The sequence below is a fragment of the Bacillus sp. GS3m_15504 genome (assembly GCF_055825275.1).
Map to the genome: position 1 here is coordinate 2,587,354 of NZ_JBVVNL010000001.1, position 19,708 is coordinate 2,607,061.

Genomic DNA, 19,708 nt, shown 5'->3' on the forward strand with positions numbered 1-19,708 from the left:
TCCGCCAGGGTCAAAATGAAATCGTATATTAATGAGATGGAAATGCATTTTTCTCTTGTAAAATGGCATTATGAGCAATTTTCATTTTTGCAAGTACATATCGTAAACGATCTTCAGCGTTTTCATCTTTATTTTGCTGTAATTCCGCCAAATTCTCTACAGCACTCGCTAAATTTTCAATCACTCCTCTCAGTTCAGGATGATGATTAAAAAAAGATTCTTGCACTAATACTTTCCTTACTTCACTCGCTAAATCAACAATTCTCGTCAACTGTTCTTTTCCTTCCATTTTCATCCCTCCTGAATATCTTATGTATTAAATATTCTATAGACAAAGAAAAAAGCCCTTTAAATGAAAAGGACTTTTACATTTTTATATTTCCAGTCAATAACATATATAGAGATGTAACAGCTGCTACTACAATTGCCCACATTACATATCTCTCTATACCAGTAAAACAACGATTTCCTTTTTCTTTTCTTGCATACACATAAACAATGATTCCAATCCCGTATACGATTGAAACGAGCAATAAATTCTTCAAACCAGCTGCATAAATAAGCCATACAGAGTAAAGTGAAGCAATTAAAGCTAGCGAACCATTTTTGACTTTTGCATCTTTTAGTTCATTTGTAATTACTAATTTAAATTGGAATAACGCTGATAATAAATATGGTACTAAAATTGATGTTGACGCTATGAAATACATAATTTGATATGTTGATTCTGAAAACAGAACGATTATAAATATAACTTGGGCAACGCCATTTGAGATCCATAATGCCATATGCGGCGTTTGTTTTTTATTTGTTTTCGTAAAGACTTTCGGAAACACGCCATCTTTTCCTGCTACGTGGGAAATTTCAGAAACAAGTAAAAACCAGCCTATTAATGTACCTACAAGTGAAGCAACTAACCCGATGTTTATCGCAACTGCCCCCCATGTCCCAACAACATGTTCTAATACATGTCCCATTGACGGAGTTTCTAAAACAGAAAGTTCTCCTCTTGTCATCGCTCCCATTGACAAGACAGAAATTAAAATATAAATAGACATTACTAAAATAAGTCCTAATACTGTCGCTTTCCCGACATCTCGACTATTTTTTGCTCTTCCAGATAATACTACCGCTCCTTCAACCCCGATGAAAACCCAAAGAGTTACAAGCATTGTATTTTTCACTTGACCTAGTATAGAGGAAACTGAAATAGTTCCTTCTCCCCAAAAATCCTGTGTAAATGTATCCCAGCGAAACGCTGTTACCATTACAACAATAAATAATACGATTGGAACCAATTTTCCTATCGTTGCAATCACATTCATAATAGATGCTTCACGAATGCCAAATAAAATTAGAAAATGAAGTGTCCATAATAAAAGTGATGCTCCTACGATAGACGCAACACTATTTCCGCCCTTAAAAATTGGGAAGAAATAACCTAATGTACTAAACAGTAACATGATCGTTGCAACGTTTCCTAAAATTCCTGCTAACCAGTATCCCCAAGCACTGTTAAATCCAATATATTCACCGAAACCAGCACGTGCATAACTATAAATCCCGCCCTCAAGCTCTGGTTTCTTTCTTGCTAACGTTTGATATACGAGCGCGAGTGGAATCATTCCCATCGCTGTAATACACCAGCCAATTATGATAGAGCCACTATTTGCTCCTACTGCTAAATCATGCGGTAAACTAAAAACACCGCCACCAACCATTGTTCCGACTACTAATGCAATTAATGGAAAAAATCCTAACTTCTTTTCTATTTGTACCACCCCATCTGTCATTCTAGGTGTTATGTTCGTTCAACTATTAAAGTCACCTTTTTCTCTAATAGACGCTTCTCTTATATTTTTTCAGGAAAACATTACTTATTCTAAAAGAAAATGAAGAAAAATGGAATACTTTTTTGAAAAAATGTATAAGTATGCACAAAAAAACCGTTCATTTTGTAATGAACGGTCATTTCATACATATAAATTTGTATATTTCTTGTAAATTTAACGAAGTAAATTCTCTTTTTGTAAAAATTGTTTCGCTACTTCTTCACTATTTTTACCATTCACATTTACTTCATAATTCATTTTTCGCATTTCTTCATCTGTAATCTTTCCAGATAATTTATTTAATACTTTTTCAAGTTCAGGATATTTTTGTAACGTCTCTTTTCTTAATAATGGTGCACCTTGGTATGGTGGGAATAACCCTTTATCATCTTTTAGCACTTTAAGTCCGTATTGCTCCAATTCACTATCTGTTGAATATGCATCGATTACGTTAACATCCCCTGATTGAATTGCACTGTAACGTAATTTCGGTTCCATCGTTTTCACATTTGAAAACTTATAGTTATATAACTTTTGCATTCCTTTATAACCGTCTTCACGATCAGCAAATTCTAATGTGAATCCTACTTTCGTATCCTGTGCAATATTTCCTAAATCAGAGATTGTATTTATATTATTTTGATCTGCTATTTTTTTCGGCATAGCCAGTGCATATGTATTGTTATACTCCATCGGCTTCAACATAACCATATTATATTTCTTTTCCATTCCAACGCGAGCCTGCTCATATACTTCATCCCGATTTGTACTTTTTGGCTCTTCTTTCACGAAAGTAGATAAAGCTGTTCCCGAAAACTCAGGATATATATCTACTTCTCCTGATTTCAACGCTTCAAATACAAATGCTGTTTTTCCAAGACCTGGTTTTAATTGTACGTGTAAATCGGTATCTTGTTCAATAAGCTGCTTATACATTTGAATTAAAATTTCAGGTTCTGATCCAAGTTTGCCCGCAATAACAATATCTTTCTTTTCTGTATTCCAAAGAAATGGAGAAGCAACCATTATACAAACGATACATATCGTCAATATAACACGCTTAGACGAGCGTTTTGGCTTCTCAAGCACTCGAAGTACTACATCAAAGAATAAAGCGAGTAACGCGGCTGGTACGGCCCCTAAAATAATAAGTGCATGATCATTCCGATCAATACCAAGTAATATGAGTTTACCGAGTCCACCAGCACCTATAAGAGCTGCCAATGTAGCTGTTCCAACAATTAATACCATTGCCGTACGAATACCGGCCATAATAATTGGTAAGGCAAGAGGAAGCTCTACCTTCCACAGTCTTCTCCAACTATTCATCCCCATAGCTTTCGCTGCTTCGATTAAAGATTCATCTAACTCCCGTATTCCTGTATATGTATTGCGTAAAATAGGTAATAGTGCATATACAACTAATGCAATAACGGCCGGGATTTTTCCGATTCCTACCAACGGAATTAATAGTCCGAGTAATGCAAGTGATGGGACGGTCTGCATAACTGCAGAAGTTCCTATAATCAACTCAGCCATTCTTTCTTTTCTCGTTAATAAAATGCCAAGCGGTACCGCAATAATTACTGCAAAAAATAATGAAATAAGCGATATTTGTAAATGCTCACTTAATGCAGTTAGTAATTCTATTTTTCGTTCTTGAAACGTTTGTATAAAATCAGTCACTGTTTAGCCTCTTTCCTTCATTTGTTCAACAATATAATTGACAATATGACGACTCGTTAAAGCTCCAACATATCGACCCTTTTCTTCAACTGGAACGACTTCATCAGCTCGCAGACGAACTAATGCTTCTTGTAAAGAAGAATGTAATGATAGTGCCTCTCCTTCTATCCGTATACTTTCATCAAGTGGCAATACATCTTCTATACTTTTCCCCTCATACCAAGGTCGTCCACGATTTCCAATGAACTCTTCTACAAATTCGTTTTTCGGATTATGTATAATTCCTTCTGGTGTATCTAATTGAACAACTTTTCCTTCTTTCATAATACAAATACGATCTCCAAGTGATAACGCTTCTTGCATATCATGTGTTACGAAAACAATTGTTTTTTGAATCTTTTTTTGCAACTGTACAATATCCTTCTGAAGCTGCTCCCTACTTAACGGATCTAACGCACTAAACGGTTCATCCATAAGAACGATTTTCGGATTTGCGGCTAATGCCCGTACGACACCGATACGTTGCTTTTGGCCTCCCGACAATTCATCTGGCATACGATTACGATATACGTCTGGATCTAGTCCGACCATCTGTAGCAACTCATCGACACGGGCTTTTATTTTTTCTTTGCTCCACTTTCTCATTTCAGGAACAACTGCAATATTTTCAGCAATTGTCATATGCGGAAACAAAGCGATTTGTTGCAACACATATCCTATATCCCAGCGTAATTCATTAATATTATATTGTTGAATATCTTTTCCATCGATTAAAATTGAGCCTTCTGTCGTTTCAATTAAACGATTAATCATCTTCATTGTCGTTGTTTTCCCGCAACCACTCGGACCAATGAGAACAAAAAATTCCCCTTTTTTAATTTCTAAATGCAATGAATCCACTGCTTTTGTGCCATCTTCATATGATTTTGACACTTGATTAAACTGAATCACAAATACAACTCCTTTATCGTTGTTTCCTTTATTTTGATGGAATATGGAATTCATTTCAAATGATACGCATTATTCTACAAAAAAAGAGCTCACATTTGAGCTCTAACGGTCTAACAATATTGTTTTCATTATAGCAGCATATTCACGCACATACATTTTTCTCTTAGAACGCATTGGGGTTTCAGCAGCTAGTGCCTCCATCTTCATGCCTAAACGCTTTGCAATTATTTTCGTTCTATATAAATGATACGTATTACTTACAACTACCGCATGTTTCACATCATATAAGTCCATACTAAACTTTACATTCTCATACGTATTTGTAGATTGATCTTCTATTAAAATACGACTCTCATCTATACCACGCGCCATTAAATAATTTCTCATACTGTGAGCTTCTGGTATATCTTCATCTTTCCCTTGGCCGCCTGAAACAATTACTTTTACGTCAGGATGAGAATATAAATATTCCAGCGCTACATCTAAACGATTTTGAAGTGATAAAGACGGTTTATCTCCAAATAACTTTGCGCCTAATATAAGAACGTATGGAGAGTGATGGCTCAATTTTTCACGAGCAACTTTCTTCATTCGAAACGTCATATAAAGAATATATAATGGTGGTAATAATAAAATTATAAGCAAGATCCATTTGTTCATAAATAAGTTTACACTTCCTTTCTTTTTATTATATAAAAAAAGAAAGGAAGGCAGAAGTGTTTTTTAAACAATCGATTTATTAGAAATACTCGCTTCGAATTTACGTTTTGAGATTACATAGTTTATAGCAATTGCTAACGAAAGGATCAATATGAAACTTAGTAAATAAAACTGTACCATGACACCTACTTTAGAAACACCGACTGTAAACAACATTAACAATACAATTCGTATTCCTGTACCAATTAATCGGAATAGGCTGTCTACACGTCCCATTACTTCATTTGGAATTTCCTCCATCATTAATACATTTCTCGCCACTCTTGTCCCCGCATTTCCAATCGCATGAAAAATCGCTAGTCCATATAAGAAAATTACGGAAGGTTCAATAATCATTGCGGTAATTGAAATTACATAAATGCACATCGTCATAACAATTGAAACTTCTGTTTTGACATATTTCATGATGATTGGAATACAAATTCCTGCAACAACCGCTCCAACACCGTACATCATTCCTTCTATTGCGTATACAGAGGCATTAGCTTTAAGTATATCCGAAATATAAACTGGTATTAAATAATTTGCCATCATAACACCTATAAATGGCATATAAGTGGCAAGTAAGAACCAAAAGAGCTTAGGACGTTTTTTCATAAAGCGAATTCCTTCGAACAATTGTTTCTTAAATGTTATTTTCTTTTTTATCTCTTTTTTCTTTACGTATGGTATACATAAGAACAAGAAAAATGCTCCTGCAAAAGTTAACATATCTACTAATAAAATCCATTTCAAAGACACAATTTCAATTAGGAAGCTCGCGACTGCTCCTGAAATAACTTGTGTTAACTGTCCTTGTATTTCCATCGTTCCACTTAAACTTTTATAATGTTCTGCTTGAAAAATTTCTTGGTTAAATGCAAAAATTGTAGGATAAAATAATAGATAGTAAAAAGAGCCTGCTATATAAATAAGAATATAATGAATAGAATGATAAGGTTGCCCAGCAAATCCCCATATAACCATTATTCCGATTACAGCTATGCCGATTCCTTCGTTACATAACAATAAAGATTTTCTTGAAAAACGATCAATACTTTGCCCGATAAACGGAGTTAACAAAAACATAATAAAAGTTGAGATAATGGAAACATAACCAAACGTTGTCTCCCCTCCACTCTCTTTAATTAACAACCACGGAATCGTTATCATTACAATTCCGGAACCAATAGCTGATAGACTATTGGCTCCTAGAATGTAATACAAGCGAGAATCTTTATAAAGAGCTGACATATCACTCCACTCCTAGTTGTTTTTTCACCTCTTTATATACGCCCATATATGCTTTTAATTCTTTAACTAAATCATGAATTAATGGTTTTGCATCTTCTCCCAATTCACCGTCTTGTACATGAAGTCCATCAAGCACAACTTGTTTTGGGATGGCATTTGCGTATACACCTCTAGCAACAGTACGCATACTGTTTAATGCGTTAATTCCACCTTTACCGCCTCCAGCAACCGCAAGTAACGCAACTGGTTTATGAATAAATTCACTACTACTTAAGTAATCTAAAGAGTTTTTCAGCGCTCCACTCATCGCATTATGATATTCTGGTGTACATAATACTACCCCATCAGCACCTTTCACTAACGCCTTTAATTTTTTTACCGCTTCTAATTCACGTTGTGATTCTTCCCCATTATATAAAGGCAGTTCTTCTACTGCTAAATCATATAACTCCCCTTCAAATTGGTCAGCAATATATTTTGCCACCACACGAGTTCTACCGAATTTTCTTGGTGTACCGTTAATAACGACTAGTTTCATAATTATTTCTCCCCTTTGTTTTCAAGTTACACTTATATATTATCAGAAATTTCTATACAAAAAACAATATAAAGAGGGAACTATCTTCACAAAATAGTATGATAAACAAAAAAATGACTCATACTTTCGTATGAGTTTCGCACAATTACTTTGCTTCATCTTTCAGACTTAATGTCCCTAAATTTTCATTTGCTTTAAAATGATTATATGCTGTTTCCGCTAATTTTTTCCGTTCTTCTGGTAACTCTATATATTTTATTATATTTTCTATTATTTTTTCATACGGAGTAAATACAATTCCTGGCCACTCTATCTCATCTTCTGGATTACTATTTTCGGAAATAATAAATTTCTTATTTGCGACTGCATAAGAAACGCGAGGTGTTTCAAGAATTCCTGATAAGTAAAAGTGAATATTTAATATAATTTTAGACCTAGCAATCAACTCATTTCTAGCAATCCCCCACGCATTATTTTTAAAAACTATGTTTAAATTTGGGGCCACTATTTTTAATTGATCAAAAATAGCTTGCCGCCTCGGATTAAGAGCACCTATAAACAATATATCAATGTCTTCAGTAATCTCATCTTCAAATGCTTCTTTTTTTATTTCTAAAGTTGGTGCATAGTTCATTCCTACATGTTTTATTTCTTTTCCTACTCCTTTTTGTTTTAGCCATTCTATATTTTGTTTACTATAATCCCAAATCACTCTATCTTTTAATAATATTAAATAAAGCGGATGCGCATATGGACTTCCATCGTATAGCTGTTCTAAATTATAAATAATTGCATTTTTCGGAAGTAGATTGGGGCTATGTGCATATGTATGCGCTCCAAAAACAATTGTATTTTTCACATTTTCTAGTATTGTTTCTGATATGATTGCTGTATTTCCTTCCTTCTCCAACTGCCATTTCAAAGCTCGCGCGACATCTATGAAACTACCATACGTCTTTGGGCATATAAACAGACAATAATCATATCCTTTATTCAAATGTGCTTCCATTAATCTTAAATTATTTTTATATAAATCCACATCCGGATATTTAAGTAAAAGCTCATTTGCATGCTTTTTTGCCACTTTATATAATCCTGCATAATAAGCGGCAATGCACCTTCTTAATTCAATTCTTTGCCGATGCTCATCTGCTACATCCATATCTAAAAGAAGATTCGCTATACAATACGCTTTTAAATGATCACGATCATAATAATAATCTAGTAGTGGTAACAATTCTTCATACGTATTTCCATGCACAGATTCCCCTAGTTCTAGCGCCCATCGTATTAATTTCATTATTACTCCACTACTCCTTTAACCGAAATTGTATTTAATAAAATTTCGCATTATTCTCTACCATATTGGCAATATGCAACGGTAACTCTTCTTTTTTTGATTCTAAATATTTTTGTGATGCTGCACCTAAATGTTTTTTATGCGGTATATAGAAAGCATTTATAGATATCTCATAGTCAAATAAATAATCATACACATGATAATCTACAAATAGAAGATCATCTTTTGGAAAAGGCACTTCCTTCCCTTGCAAGGCATACATCAACGCAATATTATTTTGAGATTTTAATCGATACATTCTTGCAAGTTGATATAATGGCTCAGCTCTAGTTGGTCTATATTCCCACGCTTTTTGAAAATAAAGAACAGCTAATGCTGTGTATTGTTCTTCTTGCTTCTTAGCATTTTCTTTTTCATCCGCTTCTGTTACTTCATGTTGTTTATTTGCTGAACGATTTGCTAGTTGTTCATAACAAAATCCTATTCGCAATAACGAATAGAATACCTCTTCAACCCATCCACCTGCTTCCACTCGTTTTTTATACCATTTAATCGAATCTTCAAATTGACTTAAATGAAAATAAGTTTGGGCTAAATAAAATAAATATCTTATATGCAAGTCTGGCGTTGTTTCTGGGTCGTTTATTCCTTGTAATAACAACCTCTCATCTCTTTCAAATTTATCAGCTTTACTACCACCATCCCCAGGATCGTTAACGACAAGCGTCTCTAGCCTAGCTACTCTCGTATTGTAATTTGCTCCAACTTTTGAACGATCTATATCCCAATACTCATGAGTAACACCGACAGATTTCCATGGTAAGGAAGCTTTTAAAAGGCGTGTAAGCCAATACTTAATATGAATATCATATTGTAATGTAAGATAATGGTCTTCTGTTAAACTCGTCTTATCAAATTCGGGATCAACTTCTAATATCATATCTGCATCTAATATTAATAAATAATCTGCTTCTGGATATGTTTTTTGTGCCAATGAAACAGCTAAACTTCTGTTATAACCAAAGTTTTTAAATGGTTCATGATGAACTGTTCCAGGGATTTCATTTTCTTTACACCAATTTTCAATAATTTCAGGTGTATGATCAGTTGATCCAGTATCACAAATAGAGACAAAATCTACAATTGATTTCGTAGCATTTAAACATCTTTCCATAATTCTAGACTCGTTTTTAACAATCATACAAAGACATAACTTTTTTTCTTCCCCTACATTCTTCACTTGCTCATTTCCCATTTAACCACCTCATATTTTTTTAACACGCTCTCTCCATATGTAACATCATTTCTTAGCTACACTGATGACATAATCATCCTTTTACTATTTATGAAAACTTCATTTTATTTATTCTTATTTTTATGTTGGGATATATTTCATGCATCGTTCCTCATGCTAAAACTATTGCTAAAAATCCTAACGTATTATCAAGTCCTAGTTTAATAGAATCAATAATCCCTGGATCTTTTGGTGAAGTTCCAATCGTAATTGCAGCTGAGCCAGGCGATATTGCACCAACGCCTACATTCGCAAGAACTCCATCACTTGCACCAATAACAACTGGAGTATCTTTATGAATCCCCATCTTTGGTGCTAATTCTGATTTCATACCCGATAAAATATATGTAGTTGGTACTGGAGTTGATAATTGTTAGGTAGAAATATTTAATATTCCCAGCACATCAACATCCCAATTTAACGTTTCTAAATTGAATAACCCTGTAGCAGAAGCAATAGAATCATCAACTACGTAGCGTGAAAATAATTGATAAATCCCATACTCTTTAATAGAAATAAATTTATAAGTACTTTTATATAATTCTGGCTCCTCTTCTTTCATCCATAACAATTAGAAAATTTTTTCATCACAAAAAATAAATCCCCTTATTCCATTTCATTTACATACTATATGTAGCTTTTCCGTCCGGTAAAGTTACATAATATCCGTTTCGAAACACACTCTTTTTCTAGTTTTTAATTAACTTGTTCTTTAGCTTAATGGATATGTGGTTTGTTGTACAAACTCAAAATTTTTAGCAAGATTGCGTAATATGTTAGGGGAGAAAAAGTTTTAGATTCCTTGAGCAAATTATAATAATAGATTAAATAAAAAAACGCCATCCTTTCCTATAATTCTATAGAAAGAATAGCGTATTTTTTCATTTTAGGTAGAATTTTATTTTGTTAACTTGATGATACTGTGCTTCTATCCCACATCGTCTCTAATTTAAAAACATTTATTCCATTTAATAAATCTTTAATGAAAATAACCTAACCGACACATTCAAACAACTCTATTGACACTTAACACTACACTTCATTAAGGTACATTATTCTAAATTTATTGATGTAGTTGAGATGGACTCACTTTTTGAATTTGAACAAGTATATCAAACGCTTTACCTAATGATATATCAACTGTTTTTGGTATACCAGGCCCTTCGGTAGTTACTCCAGCGAAAATTGGATGTTGTTCGTTCAACCAATTTTTTGTCACGCCGTTTGCCTTACGTAAATCAATAAAAAATTGATCTTTTTTAACTTGTCCAAAGATGTAGTTATAACTGTTTGGATCATCCGATTTTAATATTCCATATGGGCCAAATTCACCATCGCTATTCTTGACATTGTATTGTCCTTCATAAACTGACGTTCCAATAGATACGTACCGTTTTCCATAATACTCTGCTAAATACTGCCCAGCTACTTTAGGGTATACAAAAGGAAGCATATTTGTTTTCGAAACGTGGCCATTATGCCCCCATACAATAGTTTTTCCTAAATGTTCTTCAGTCCACTTCGCATTTTCATACATTGCAATATCATGTTTCAAAAATAAATCAGATGGTTTATCAGGAGGTGACGTTAACATAGTAGTAAACTGTTCAATAATACGGGCATTTTGTTTTATCCATGCGAACTCTTTAGATTTCCCATTTAAATAACTTTTATTTTCCTCCAATACAGCACTAATTTGTTTAGCATCTGAAATATACTTTTCTTTTTCTTCTTTCGTAAGGCTTTCAAAAGTATTCATATCCTTTGTTACAGGAATAAGACCTTTTATCTTCTCTTCTATCCTCGGCACAAGTTTTGAATTGGTTCTTTTAACATATTCTATTATATTATTATAAACATTCTCGTTTACTGATTGAATGTCCATCCCGATGATACGCACTTTAGATTTATGTTTTGGATTAGCATTATATTGCCGAATCCAATCAAGTAAATCTAACATTTCTTTCGTCTTAAATACAGGTGATAGATGCTGGCTTGGATTTCCCTCACCAGTAAGAACATATCGATCAAGTTCTAAAGCTCTGTCCCACCCCTCTTCTAAAACTAGGTTGGTAAAGCCCTTTTCAGATACTAAATAATTCACAATACGGTTTTTCATCGTAAAAACTTCATGAGCCCCATGCGTGGCTTCACCTAAACCTACAATTGAAGCAGAACCTACCATATTCTTAAATGGTTTTAAATCATTAAAAGGTGCATTTGGATTAGTTGTTTTTAAAGGCTTCGCGTGCATTTCTAACCATTCCGCTATTTGATTTTTATTGTAAGGAGCTGTAACAGAAACTCCTATTTTCGAGTCTGCATAAGTACTTCCTACAAAATTAGTCAGTATTATTGCAGAAACACCAAGTGCAGTAATCATTTTCTTTTTCATAAAACCCTCCTGAAATATTTACTTAAAACGATAGCGTTCTTTTATACTTAATTACGAGTATTAAATTTTTTTAGAGCAAGTTGTTTTTTGCACCAAAATGTTATATTTTAAACTATAAAACTATGACAAAACTTATCCGTTTTTCCTTTTTGCCTACTTCCTAAATTCAGCAAGTAAAATACTTTTAAAAGGATCAGGATTACTAAAGTTAAAGCTGTTCAAATTGACGGCCAATGTATGCTTGCCTCCAAGTGTTCCACCAACAAAAGTGGAAAACCCTGGAACGCCCCCCCTGTGTCCCCATACCGAGACACCATTTGGAAGCTTAATTTCAAGTATTCCAAGACCATATCCAGTTCCTTCTCTTTCTGTAGGAACTGTAGTAAGCATTTGTTTTAGTTGCTGTTCCTTCAGTAATTTGCCACCTAGTAAGTAAGAGAAGAATTTGTTTAAGTCGTCAGCAGTGGAAATCATATCTCCATCCGAGCTACCTGGGTTAATATAAGTAACGTCTTTTAGCTCACTGGCTCCGTCTAGTTGCAAATAGCCACGGGCATGCTTGGTGCCTGGAATCACGCTTGAATTGCCAGGTAGGAATGTATTTGATAAATCAAGCGGTTCAATAATCCGATTTTCAACCTCTTCCGCATAGCTGTTTCCTGTTACTTTTTCAATAAGGATTCCTAGTATTACGTATCCTGTATTTGAATAAGACCAACCCTTCCCTGGAGCAAAGTCTGGGGGAAGAGAAATCCCCATCTTTACAAATTCTTCAGCCGTATACGATTTTTTTATATCCGTAATATCAAAGTCTTTTGAATTTATATAGTCAGCAATACCACTTGTATGATTCAATATTTGCCGGATCGTAATTTGGTTACCATCATATCCGTTTCCTTGAATGACACCAGGCAACCATTTTTCAATGGAGTCATCTAGATTCAAACGGTTCTCTCCAGATAATTGAAGTAGAACTGTTGCAATGAACGTTTTCGTCACACTGCCAATACGAAAGCGAAAATCTGCTTTCATTGGTTTCTTGGTTCTCACATCTGCTAACCCAGCGGTATAACTCCAAGTTTTACCACCCTTAGAAATGTTAGCGAGTATTCCCGGGTATCCAAGTTGTAGTGCATCCCGTATTGCTTTCTTAACGGAAGTACGATCGCTTTGCATACTTGTTTGTAACGAACTAGATACATTTTGCGTAGGTTCTGCTTTTACAATTGAGGCTGGTGTTATGTATAACAGGGAACTTCCAGCTATTAAAAGTGATAGACTTGCACATGTAATTTTACTGCATGTTTTCATAAAGCATCCTCTTCTCTATTTAAATTGTATTGATGGTTGATAGGTATGTCATATACTAACCACACAGCTATCAACTCTCCCAATGATAAAAGTCAACACTGAATTTGCAATCATCTATAGATCAATTATTTCTACAAGCAACTCTCTGACCTAATAAATGATTAATCCCTCTTCTTCAGATGTTTGTTAATTTCTATAATTTCTTCTTTTTCTTCCATAGAGTTTTATTAATTTGTTTTTCTAAAAATATATTGTAACTATTCCCCCTCCCGTTCTTCTCTATATTTTAATCATATACATTGAAAATCTCTTTTTTCTTACTCCTTCCTTACAAATTCCTTACGTTCAAAATCACTTCTATATTTCGGTGGTTTTTATTTAAGAAAACTTAGTTCTATTAACTTGATCGCAATGAAATAGCACCAAATACCCAGCAACTGAAGAAAAGTAAATGCCTCAAAAATGGAAATACTGTACATTTTGCTTGATGGACATAGGGACTGGCTCCCCACTATAACCTTTTTACCGTATAAATATATATTCCATATTAAAATTATAAAACTCGATTAATTTCTTATTTTTCAGAAAAATAAGACAGTAACATTGAATTTATTGTATAATGTTGTAAAAAGATGTCGGAGGGATTTAATGTTACATAAAATATCTCAATTCACAATGAAGCTTTCATCCATTCTTTTATCACTGTTACTATTATTAAATTTACCTTATTTATTTATCACTCAACAAGGATTTACCTTTCAACCAATTTATTTTTTTGACCAGATCGTTACTATGTTAAAACAGGTTTTCTCCCCTGAATCATTGTTGGTTATAGGATCAGACCCAAAGTATGGTCATTTAAAAACAACACCATTATTTCCAACTGTTTTAGAACCTTATCTATATTCATTTACTATTTTATTTTTAGCCTTTTTGCTTGCGCTCTTTTTTTCATCTAGCATGGCATTTTTTTATTTTTTAGCAAAAGATTATATAAAAAAATGGATAAACCGAATTGTGTTCATATTAGAAGCTGTCCCTGATATGATGATGATGATTTGTTTGCAAATATTTTTCATATGGGTACTTCAGAAATTCGGAGAAGCTCCTTTCACCATTATTTCCTATAATGAAAATCGAGCTTATTTACTCCCTATTTTATCTTTATCTGTTTTACCTACATTACAAATGTTTCGAATGATGGTGTTATACATAAAAGAAGAACATGGAAAACATTACGTAGAGGTTGCATATGGCAAAGGCCTTTCATCAAGTTATATACTTTGTATTCATTTATTCAAAAATATATCTATCCACTTCTTCCACCATTTAAAAACGATTTTTGTTTTCTTACTGTCTAACTTATTCATTTTAGAATTCGTTTTTAATATGCAAGGCATTATTCAATTTTTATTTAAAAAGGCGTTTATTTCACCTCCAGCTGCATTTATCATACTTGTGATGATTATTTTACCGTTTTACGCCATTTTTCAAATCATCTCTTTCATGATGAATAGATGGCAAAAACAATTGAAAGGAGCAGCTTTATGAAATCTATTTGGAAATCAAAACGCTTTTTAATCGGCTTTACTTATTTATTCATACTTGTTTCAGCTAGTTTTATTTATAGTTGGTTCTTTAAAGATACCATCCCAAAAGCTCCCCAGTTACTTTACAATGACAATAACGAATTACTTGGAAAGGCTCCCTTTCCACCATCATTAATACCGCCTTTTGGATCGGATCGTTTTGGAGAGTCTGTTTTCTTACAAATTATAGAAGGAGCAAAGTTCACCATTTTATTAGCCGTAGTAATTAGCTTCTTTCGCATATTATTCGGAACATGTATAGGAATACTCTTAAGTTTATACGCTTCAAAATTCAAGAGATTTTTCCAGGCATGCTCAGAAGTTTTTTACTATATTCCTACTTTATTTATCGCATTTATACTCATCACACCTGTTAATATTGTAATCGTATCAAATGCTGATAGATTAGATCCAAATATTTCATTTGCGTTTTATCAAGTACTCGTACTTATATTCGTCGCACTGCCTACACTTTCTTTATATATATCCTCAGAGGTTGATGAATTTATGAAACAAGATTACATTTTAAGTTCCCAATTGCTAGGAGCTAGCCGTTTTCATATTATCAAAAAACACTTACGAGTCTTGTTACTTGATCGCTTATTTGTGTTATTTATGGAACATATTGTCCAAGCGCTCATACTCGTTATCCATTTAGCGTTGCTTGATATTATAATTGGCGGGATCCAAATGCGGGAACTCTATGATGGAGCGCTCAAACCTGTTTCTCTATCTAATGATTGGGCTGGCCTTATTGGATTAAATCGTTATGAAATGAATCTTTCATGGTGGATTATTTTTTATTCTCTCGCTTCATTCTTTATTACGATTCTATTTATTAAGCTTATGACAATCGGGATTCAAGATGCACTGAAAGCAAGAGATTCGCAAACTGTAGCAATTCAATCTGTTCCAGATCAAAAGAAATTTGTTAAACATAAAGATTCTTTTTCTTTTGCAAATAAAGTAAACCTTTAATCATCTCTCATAAATCAAGTATGAATTGGCATTGATATTAGTAGAATATAAAAAGATGATCCCTATTGAATACAGAGATCATCTTTTTTATACCGTCTAACTTTTTTACATGTACTTTGTTAGACTCATATTTTTTATGTTTAATGTGAATTATTTGCAATCACAATTGTTCTGTTTAAAATCGATTACCATACGCCCTTGAATTCTACCTTGTTCCATTTCTTCGAATACATTTTGTACTTTATCTAAAGAACAAGTTTGAACAACTGGCACTACTTTTCCTTCTGCCCCGAACATAAACGCCTCTTCTAGATCCTTACGAGTACCGACTAAAGAACCAACTACTTCAATTCCATCTAGTACAAGGCGCGGAATGTTCAAATCCATAGTTTCTACTGGTAAACCTACTGCAACGACTTTACCACAAGCACGTACTGCGTCAACTGCTGAGTTGAATGCTACCTTTGAAACAGCTGTTACTACAGCAGCATAAGCACCACCAAACTCCTCTTGAATAATCTTATCAGCAGGACCTTGAGAAATTGGATTGATTGTCATATCAGCACCAACCTCTTTTGCTAAGGCTAGTTTATCTTCATTAATATCTACTGCAATTACCTTTGCACCAAATACATTTTTAGCATATTGGATAGCTAAGTTACCTAATCCACCACAACCATAGATTACGATCGGTTGACCAGGTTTAATATCAGATACTTTTATAGCTTTATATGTAGTAACGCCCGCACATGTGATCGATGATGCTTGAGCAGGATCTAATCCTTCTGGTACTTTCACTGCATAATCAGCTGTAACAATACATTGTTCAGCCATACCACCATCTACTGAATAACCAGCATTCTTAACTTCACGGCAAAATGTTTCTCTACCAGTCACGCAATATTCACAACGTCCACAAGATTGGAACATCCATGCAATACTTACACGATCACCTACCTTTAGTGAAGTAACATCATCAGCGATTTTCGTCACAATACCTACACCCTCATGACCAAGAATACGGCCATCTGTGTTTCCAAAATCATGATTTGCAACGTGTAAATCAGTATGACAAACCCCACAATACTCTACATCTACTAGTGCTTCACCTGAGTGTAGCGGACGTAATTCCTTTTCAACAACCTCAATATTGGCTTTACTATTTTTATTAACTACTACTGCTTTCATATGTGATCTCCCCTTTAGTGTTTTAGAATTTTAATGAGTTCATCTCACAACTTCTGTCTTCACTAGTTTGGCTAATCATTATGCCAAATGTAAGTGTTCAATCATCATTACATGTTCATCATAACATGACACTTCAAAAACATTTTGTGAAATTATGAACAATATTTGAATTATTGCATAAGTCGGTTTTTATTTTATATTTTTAAAAATGAGAGTCTATCACTGGCTATAAGTAAGCCACATATTTCTACAAGAAAATAAAAAAAGCACTTCATTTGAAGAGCTTTTCTTATTTTCGCCTCATCGAAATCGTTTCACGTATACTTTGTAAATGTTTTAACGTTTCCTCCTGTCGTTGCAACGACAATCCTACATACAAAGTATCAATTAAACTTAACTGTGCTAATCGTGATGAACTTGCTTCTGTGCGGAATTCTGTCTCACGTGTTGAAGTATAGAGCGTTATATCAGTAAGTTGACTTAATGCCGATTTCTGATAGCTCGTAATCGCAATAATTTTAGCACCTCTTGCTTTCGCTACTTCTAACGCTTCAAGTAACCCTTTATCGCTACCAGAATGAGAAATGCCGATAACAACTGAATTTTTCGAGAGTAAACCCGCTCCCATAATTTAGAAATGCGAATCAGTATGAGCGATACATGAAATACCCGTTCTCATAAACTTATGCTACGCATCCGTCGCAATAATACCAGAGCCACCATTTCCATAAAACTCAATTCGATTCGCTTCTTGTAAAGCTTTTACAGCTTGCTCTAGCGCTGTATCATTTAACAAATGCAATGTGACACAGTTATTCATACTTATTATTTCTCGCCGTGTTTCACTGCGTACAGTGCAGCTTGCGTACGATCATCTACTTCCAATTTAGCTAAAATATTTGAAACATGTGTTTTCACAGTTTGTTCTGTAATATGAAGCTCTGCTGCAATTTCTTTATTGCTTCGCCCTTTCGCAATTTCCTGAAGTACTTCTTGCTCTCTTTTCGTTAACATGGAGAAAGGGTTTTCTTTTTTGACGGCTGATCGTCCTAATAGTGCCGGTGTTACTTTCGGATGAAAATTCGCATTCCCTTCATATATTGCAATGATAGAAGCTACAAGTTGCTCAGGTTGTACTTCTTTTAATTGATAACCATCTGCTCCAGCTTCTAGTGCTGGTAAAACATAATCTTGCTCTGAAAAACTGCTTAATATTAGTATCTTTATTGTTTCATCATATTGTTTTATCTGTTTTGTTGCTTCAATACCATCCATCTTCGGCATTGATAGATCCATTAATACTACATCTGGCCTTTCCGTTCGAACAAATGTTAATGCATCTTCACCATTTTCTGCTTCCCCAACAATTTCAAATTCTTCTCTCGTTTTCAAAAAGAATACAAGTCCTCTTCGAACGATATGATGATCCTCAACTAGTAGTAATTTAATCTTCAACCTTCTTCCCCCTTCAAATCGGCAATTGAATTTCAATTTTCGTACCCTTTTTCAGCTCAGTTTTTATTTGAAATGATCCATTCAATAACTGAATACGCTCCTTCATACTTTTTAAACCGAGTGCTGACTCTCTTACTTGCTTTTGTATAAATCCTATTCCGTTATCCTCTATGTAAAAATACAGCTGGTTATTTTCTATTTTCAAAAGAACATTTACCTTTTCACATGAAGCATGTTTTTTACAATTATGTATTGCTTCTTGACTAATACGCCATAAAACTTCTTCTATTTCATCTCCAATTGAAACCATTCCATCAATTCGAACTTCCACGTGAATCCCTAACAACTTTCCGTAATTTTTAATTGCTTCTGCTAACCCTTTCTCTAATCCTTCCGGTCTTAATTGCCAAATCAAAAGTGTCATCTCTTGTAATGCTTCTTGTGATAATTCTCCAATATAGCTCAACATCTCTTGCAAGTCTCTATCTTGTGTCATATTTAGCGTACCTTTTGCTGTTAGCATAATGGAAAACAACAACTGTTTTACTGAATCATGTAAATCACGTGCAAGTCGATTTCTTTCAGCTACTACTACGTATTTACGCTCTTTCTCTACTAACTGAATACGTTGGATTGTCGTTCCGATTTGAAATGCAATCGATTCTAATAATGCCAATTCTTCCTCTGAAAAATGTGTTTTTTGAGGAGAGGCGACATTTAATAGACCAAATTTCTCCGATCCAGACCTAAGGGGAATTGTCGCATGATGCGTAACATCTTCTGTCTCTCCCCAATTACATTCAATCGCATCCTCTATTCGCTTACATTCAATAATATTAGTCGCTTTTTCCAATCTGCCATTCACAAAACGCTCTACACACCAGCAGTCTCCTTCACACATCGGCTTCTTCTTTTGCCACGTAAGAGCTGGCGGTAAGTTTTCATCCACAAGCATACGGTGCTTTCCACTTTCATCAATAAAAAAGATCCACCCTGTTTGTAAATTCATAACTTGTAACAATGTATGTAACGCTTTTTCTAACATGTCCTGTAAGTCTGTTGCTTCATTTAATAATTCAGCAATTGCTTTTAATGCTTCTAATCGATGCATCTCTTTTTCTTCAAAGTTCATTTTCATCACCATCTATCATTATAACATTAAGAAATTTCTAAATTCTACAAATTAAAAAGAACTGAATTCCTTCAGCTCTTTTTTTAAATCAATCATTTTATTATTA

The 19,708-nt window shown here is 34.0% G+C and carries 18 protein-coding genes and 1 pseudogene; 2 read left to right on the plus strand and 17 right to left on the minus strand.

All coding sequences use genetic code 11. The features are described 5' to 3' along the window. Window positions 1–28: 28 nt before the first annotated feature. The 13 genes from AC0L0O_RS13640 to AC0L0O_RS13700 all read right to left on the minus strand — a co-directional run bounded on the left by AC0L0O_RS13640 (window position 29) and on the right by AC0L0O_RS13700 (window position 13,260). Window positions 29–289 carry a hypothetical protein gene (locus tag AC0L0O_RS13640; protein WP_000398577.1) on the minus strand — a complete coding sequence of 87 codons (261 nt, stop codon included), beginning with the start codon at window positions 287–289 and terminating at the stop codon, window positions 29–31. Between the two features lie 76 nt (window positions 290–365). Then, window positions 366–1,793, minus strand: coding sequence for an arginine-ornithine antiporter (gene arcD / locus AC0L0O_RS13645; protein ID WP_000129469.1), 1,428 nt, complete (start codon window positions 1,791–1,793; stop codon window positions 366–368). A 213-nt stretch (window positions 1,794–2,006) separates the two neighbouring features. Then, the gene (locus tag AC0L0O_RS13650) at window positions 2,007–3,518 is read right to left on the minus strand and encodes an ABC transporter permease/substrate-binding protein (protein WP_000129141.1); all 1,512 of its coding nucleotides are present in this window, start codon (window positions 3,516–3,518) and stop codon (window positions 2,007–2,009) included. A gap of 3 nt (window positions 3,519–3,521) precedes the next feature. Next, window positions 3,522–4,469 carry an ABC transporter ATP-binding protein gene (locus AC0L0O_RS13655; RefSeq protein WP_000614096.1) on the minus strand — a complete coding sequence of 316 codons (948 nt, stop codon included), beginning with the start codon at window positions 4,467–4,469 and terminating at the stop codon, window positions 3,522–3,524. Window positions 4,470–4,571: 102 nt separating this feature from the next. Beyond that, window positions 4,572–5,129, minus strand: coding sequence for a YdcF family protein (locus AC0L0O_RS13660; protein WP_473785814.1), 558 nt, complete (start codon window positions 5,127–5,129; stop codon window positions 4,572–4,574). A gap of 63 nt (window positions 5,130–5,192) precedes the next feature. After that, window positions 5,193–6,422 carry an MFS transporter gene (locus tag AC0L0O_RS13665; protein WP_001275517.1) on the minus strand — a complete coding sequence of 410 codons (1,230 nt, stop codon included), beginning with the start codon at window positions 6,420–6,422 and terminating at the stop codon, window positions 5,193–5,195. A gap of 1 nt (window position 6,423) precedes the next feature. Next, a complete protein-coding gene (locus AC0L0O_RS13670; protein ID WP_000780361.1) occupies window positions 6,424–6,960 on the minus strand; it encodes an NADPH-dependent FMN reductase in 537 nt (178 codons plus the stop codon). Between the two features lie 145 nt (window positions 6,961–7,105). Next, entirely contained in the window at window positions 7,106–8,260 is a 1,155-nt protein-coding gene (locus AC0L0O_RS13675) for a CgeB family protein (RefSeq protein WP_000767359.1), read from the minus strand. A gap of 34 nt (window positions 8,261–8,294) precedes the next feature. Continuing rightward, a complete protein-coding gene (locus AC0L0O_RS13680) occupies window positions 8,295–9,515 on the minus strand; it encodes a tetratricopeptide repeat-containing glycosyltransferase (protein ID WP_000526210.1) in 1,221 nt (406 codons plus the stop codon). A gap of 151 nt (window positions 9,516–9,666) precedes the next feature. After that, window positions 9,667–9,885, minus strand: a complete 219-nt coding sequence (locus AC0L0O_RS13685; RefSeq protein WP_473785815.1) for a hypothetical protein — start codon at window positions 9,883–9,885, stop codon at window positions 9,667–9,669. 42 nt (window positions 9,886–9,927) lie between these two features. After that, the gene (locus tag AC0L0O_RS13690; RefSeq protein WP_002036301.1) at window positions 9,928–10,116 is read right to left on the minus strand and encodes an FGGY family carbohydrate kinase; all 189 of its coding nucleotides are present in this window, start codon (window positions 10,114–10,116) and stop codon (window positions 9,928–9,930) included. A 501-nt stretch (window positions 10,117–10,617) separates the two neighbouring features. Further along, on the minus strand, window positions 10,618–11,949 hold the full coding sequence (locus AC0L0O_RS13695; RefSeq protein WP_000728401.1) for an erythromycin esterase family protein: 1,332 nt from the start codon (window positions 11,947–11,949) through the stop codon (window positions 10,618–10,620). A 153-nt stretch (window positions 11,950–12,102) separates the two neighbouring features. Beyond that, entirely contained in the window at window positions 12,103–13,260 is a 1,158-nt protein-coding gene (locus AC0L0O_RS13700; RefSeq protein WP_000845166.1) for a serine hydrolase domain-containing protein, read from the minus strand. Window positions 13,261–13,908: 648 nt separating this feature from the next. On the opposite strand from AC0L0O_RS13700, the gene AC0L0O_RS13705 reads away from it, so the two are divergent. Then, window positions 13,909–14,811: an ABC transporter permease subunit gene (locus tag AC0L0O_RS13705; protein WP_000902503.1), complete on the plus strand. Its 903-nt coding sequence runs from the start codon at window positions 13,909–13,911 to the stop codon at window positions 14,809–14,811. Beyond that, the gene (locus tag AC0L0O_RS13710) at window positions 14,808–15,827 is read left to right on the plus strand and encodes an ABC transporter permease (RefSeq protein WP_000836593.1); all 1,020 of its coding nucleotides are present in this window, start codon (window positions 14,808–14,810) and stop codon (window positions 15,825–15,827) included. Before AC0L0O_RS13705 ends, AC0L0O_RS13710 begins: the two co-directional genes overlap by 4 nt. A 150-nt stretch (window positions 15,828–15,977) precedes the next feature. On the opposite strand, the gene adhP is transcribed toward AC0L0O_RS13710, so the two are convergent. The 4 genes and pseudogenes from adhP to AC0L0O_RS13730 all read right to left on the minus strand — a co-directional run bounded on the left by adhP (window position 15,978) and on the right by AC0L0O_RS13730 (window position 19,602). Then, window positions 15,978–17,015 carry an alcohol dehydrogenase AdhP gene (gene adhP / locus AC0L0O_RS13715; RefSeq protein ID WP_473785816.1) on the minus strand — a complete coding sequence of 346 codons (1,038 nt, stop codon included), beginning with the start codon at window positions 17,013–17,015 and terminating at the stop codon, window positions 15,978–15,980. A gap of 289 nt (window positions 17,016–17,304) precedes the next feature. Beyond that, window positions 17,305–17,820, minus strand: a pseudogene (locus AC0L0O_RS13720) (MurR/RpiR family transcriptional regulator); the annotation flags it as partial. Window positions 17,821–17,840: 20 nt separating this feature from the next. Beyond that, window positions 17,841–18,470, minus strand: coding sequence for a response regulator (locus AC0L0O_RS13725; protein ID WP_000694643.1), 630 nt, complete (start codon window positions 18,468–18,470; stop codon window positions 17,841–17,843). 13 nt (window positions 18,471–18,483) lie between these two features. Further along, window positions 18,484–19,602, minus strand: coding sequence for a GAF domain-containing sensor histidine kinase (locus AC0L0O_RS13730; protein WP_001008440.1), 1,119 nt, complete (start codon window positions 19,600–19,602; stop codon window positions 18,484–18,486). Window positions 19,603–19,708 lie beyond the last annotated feature (106 nt).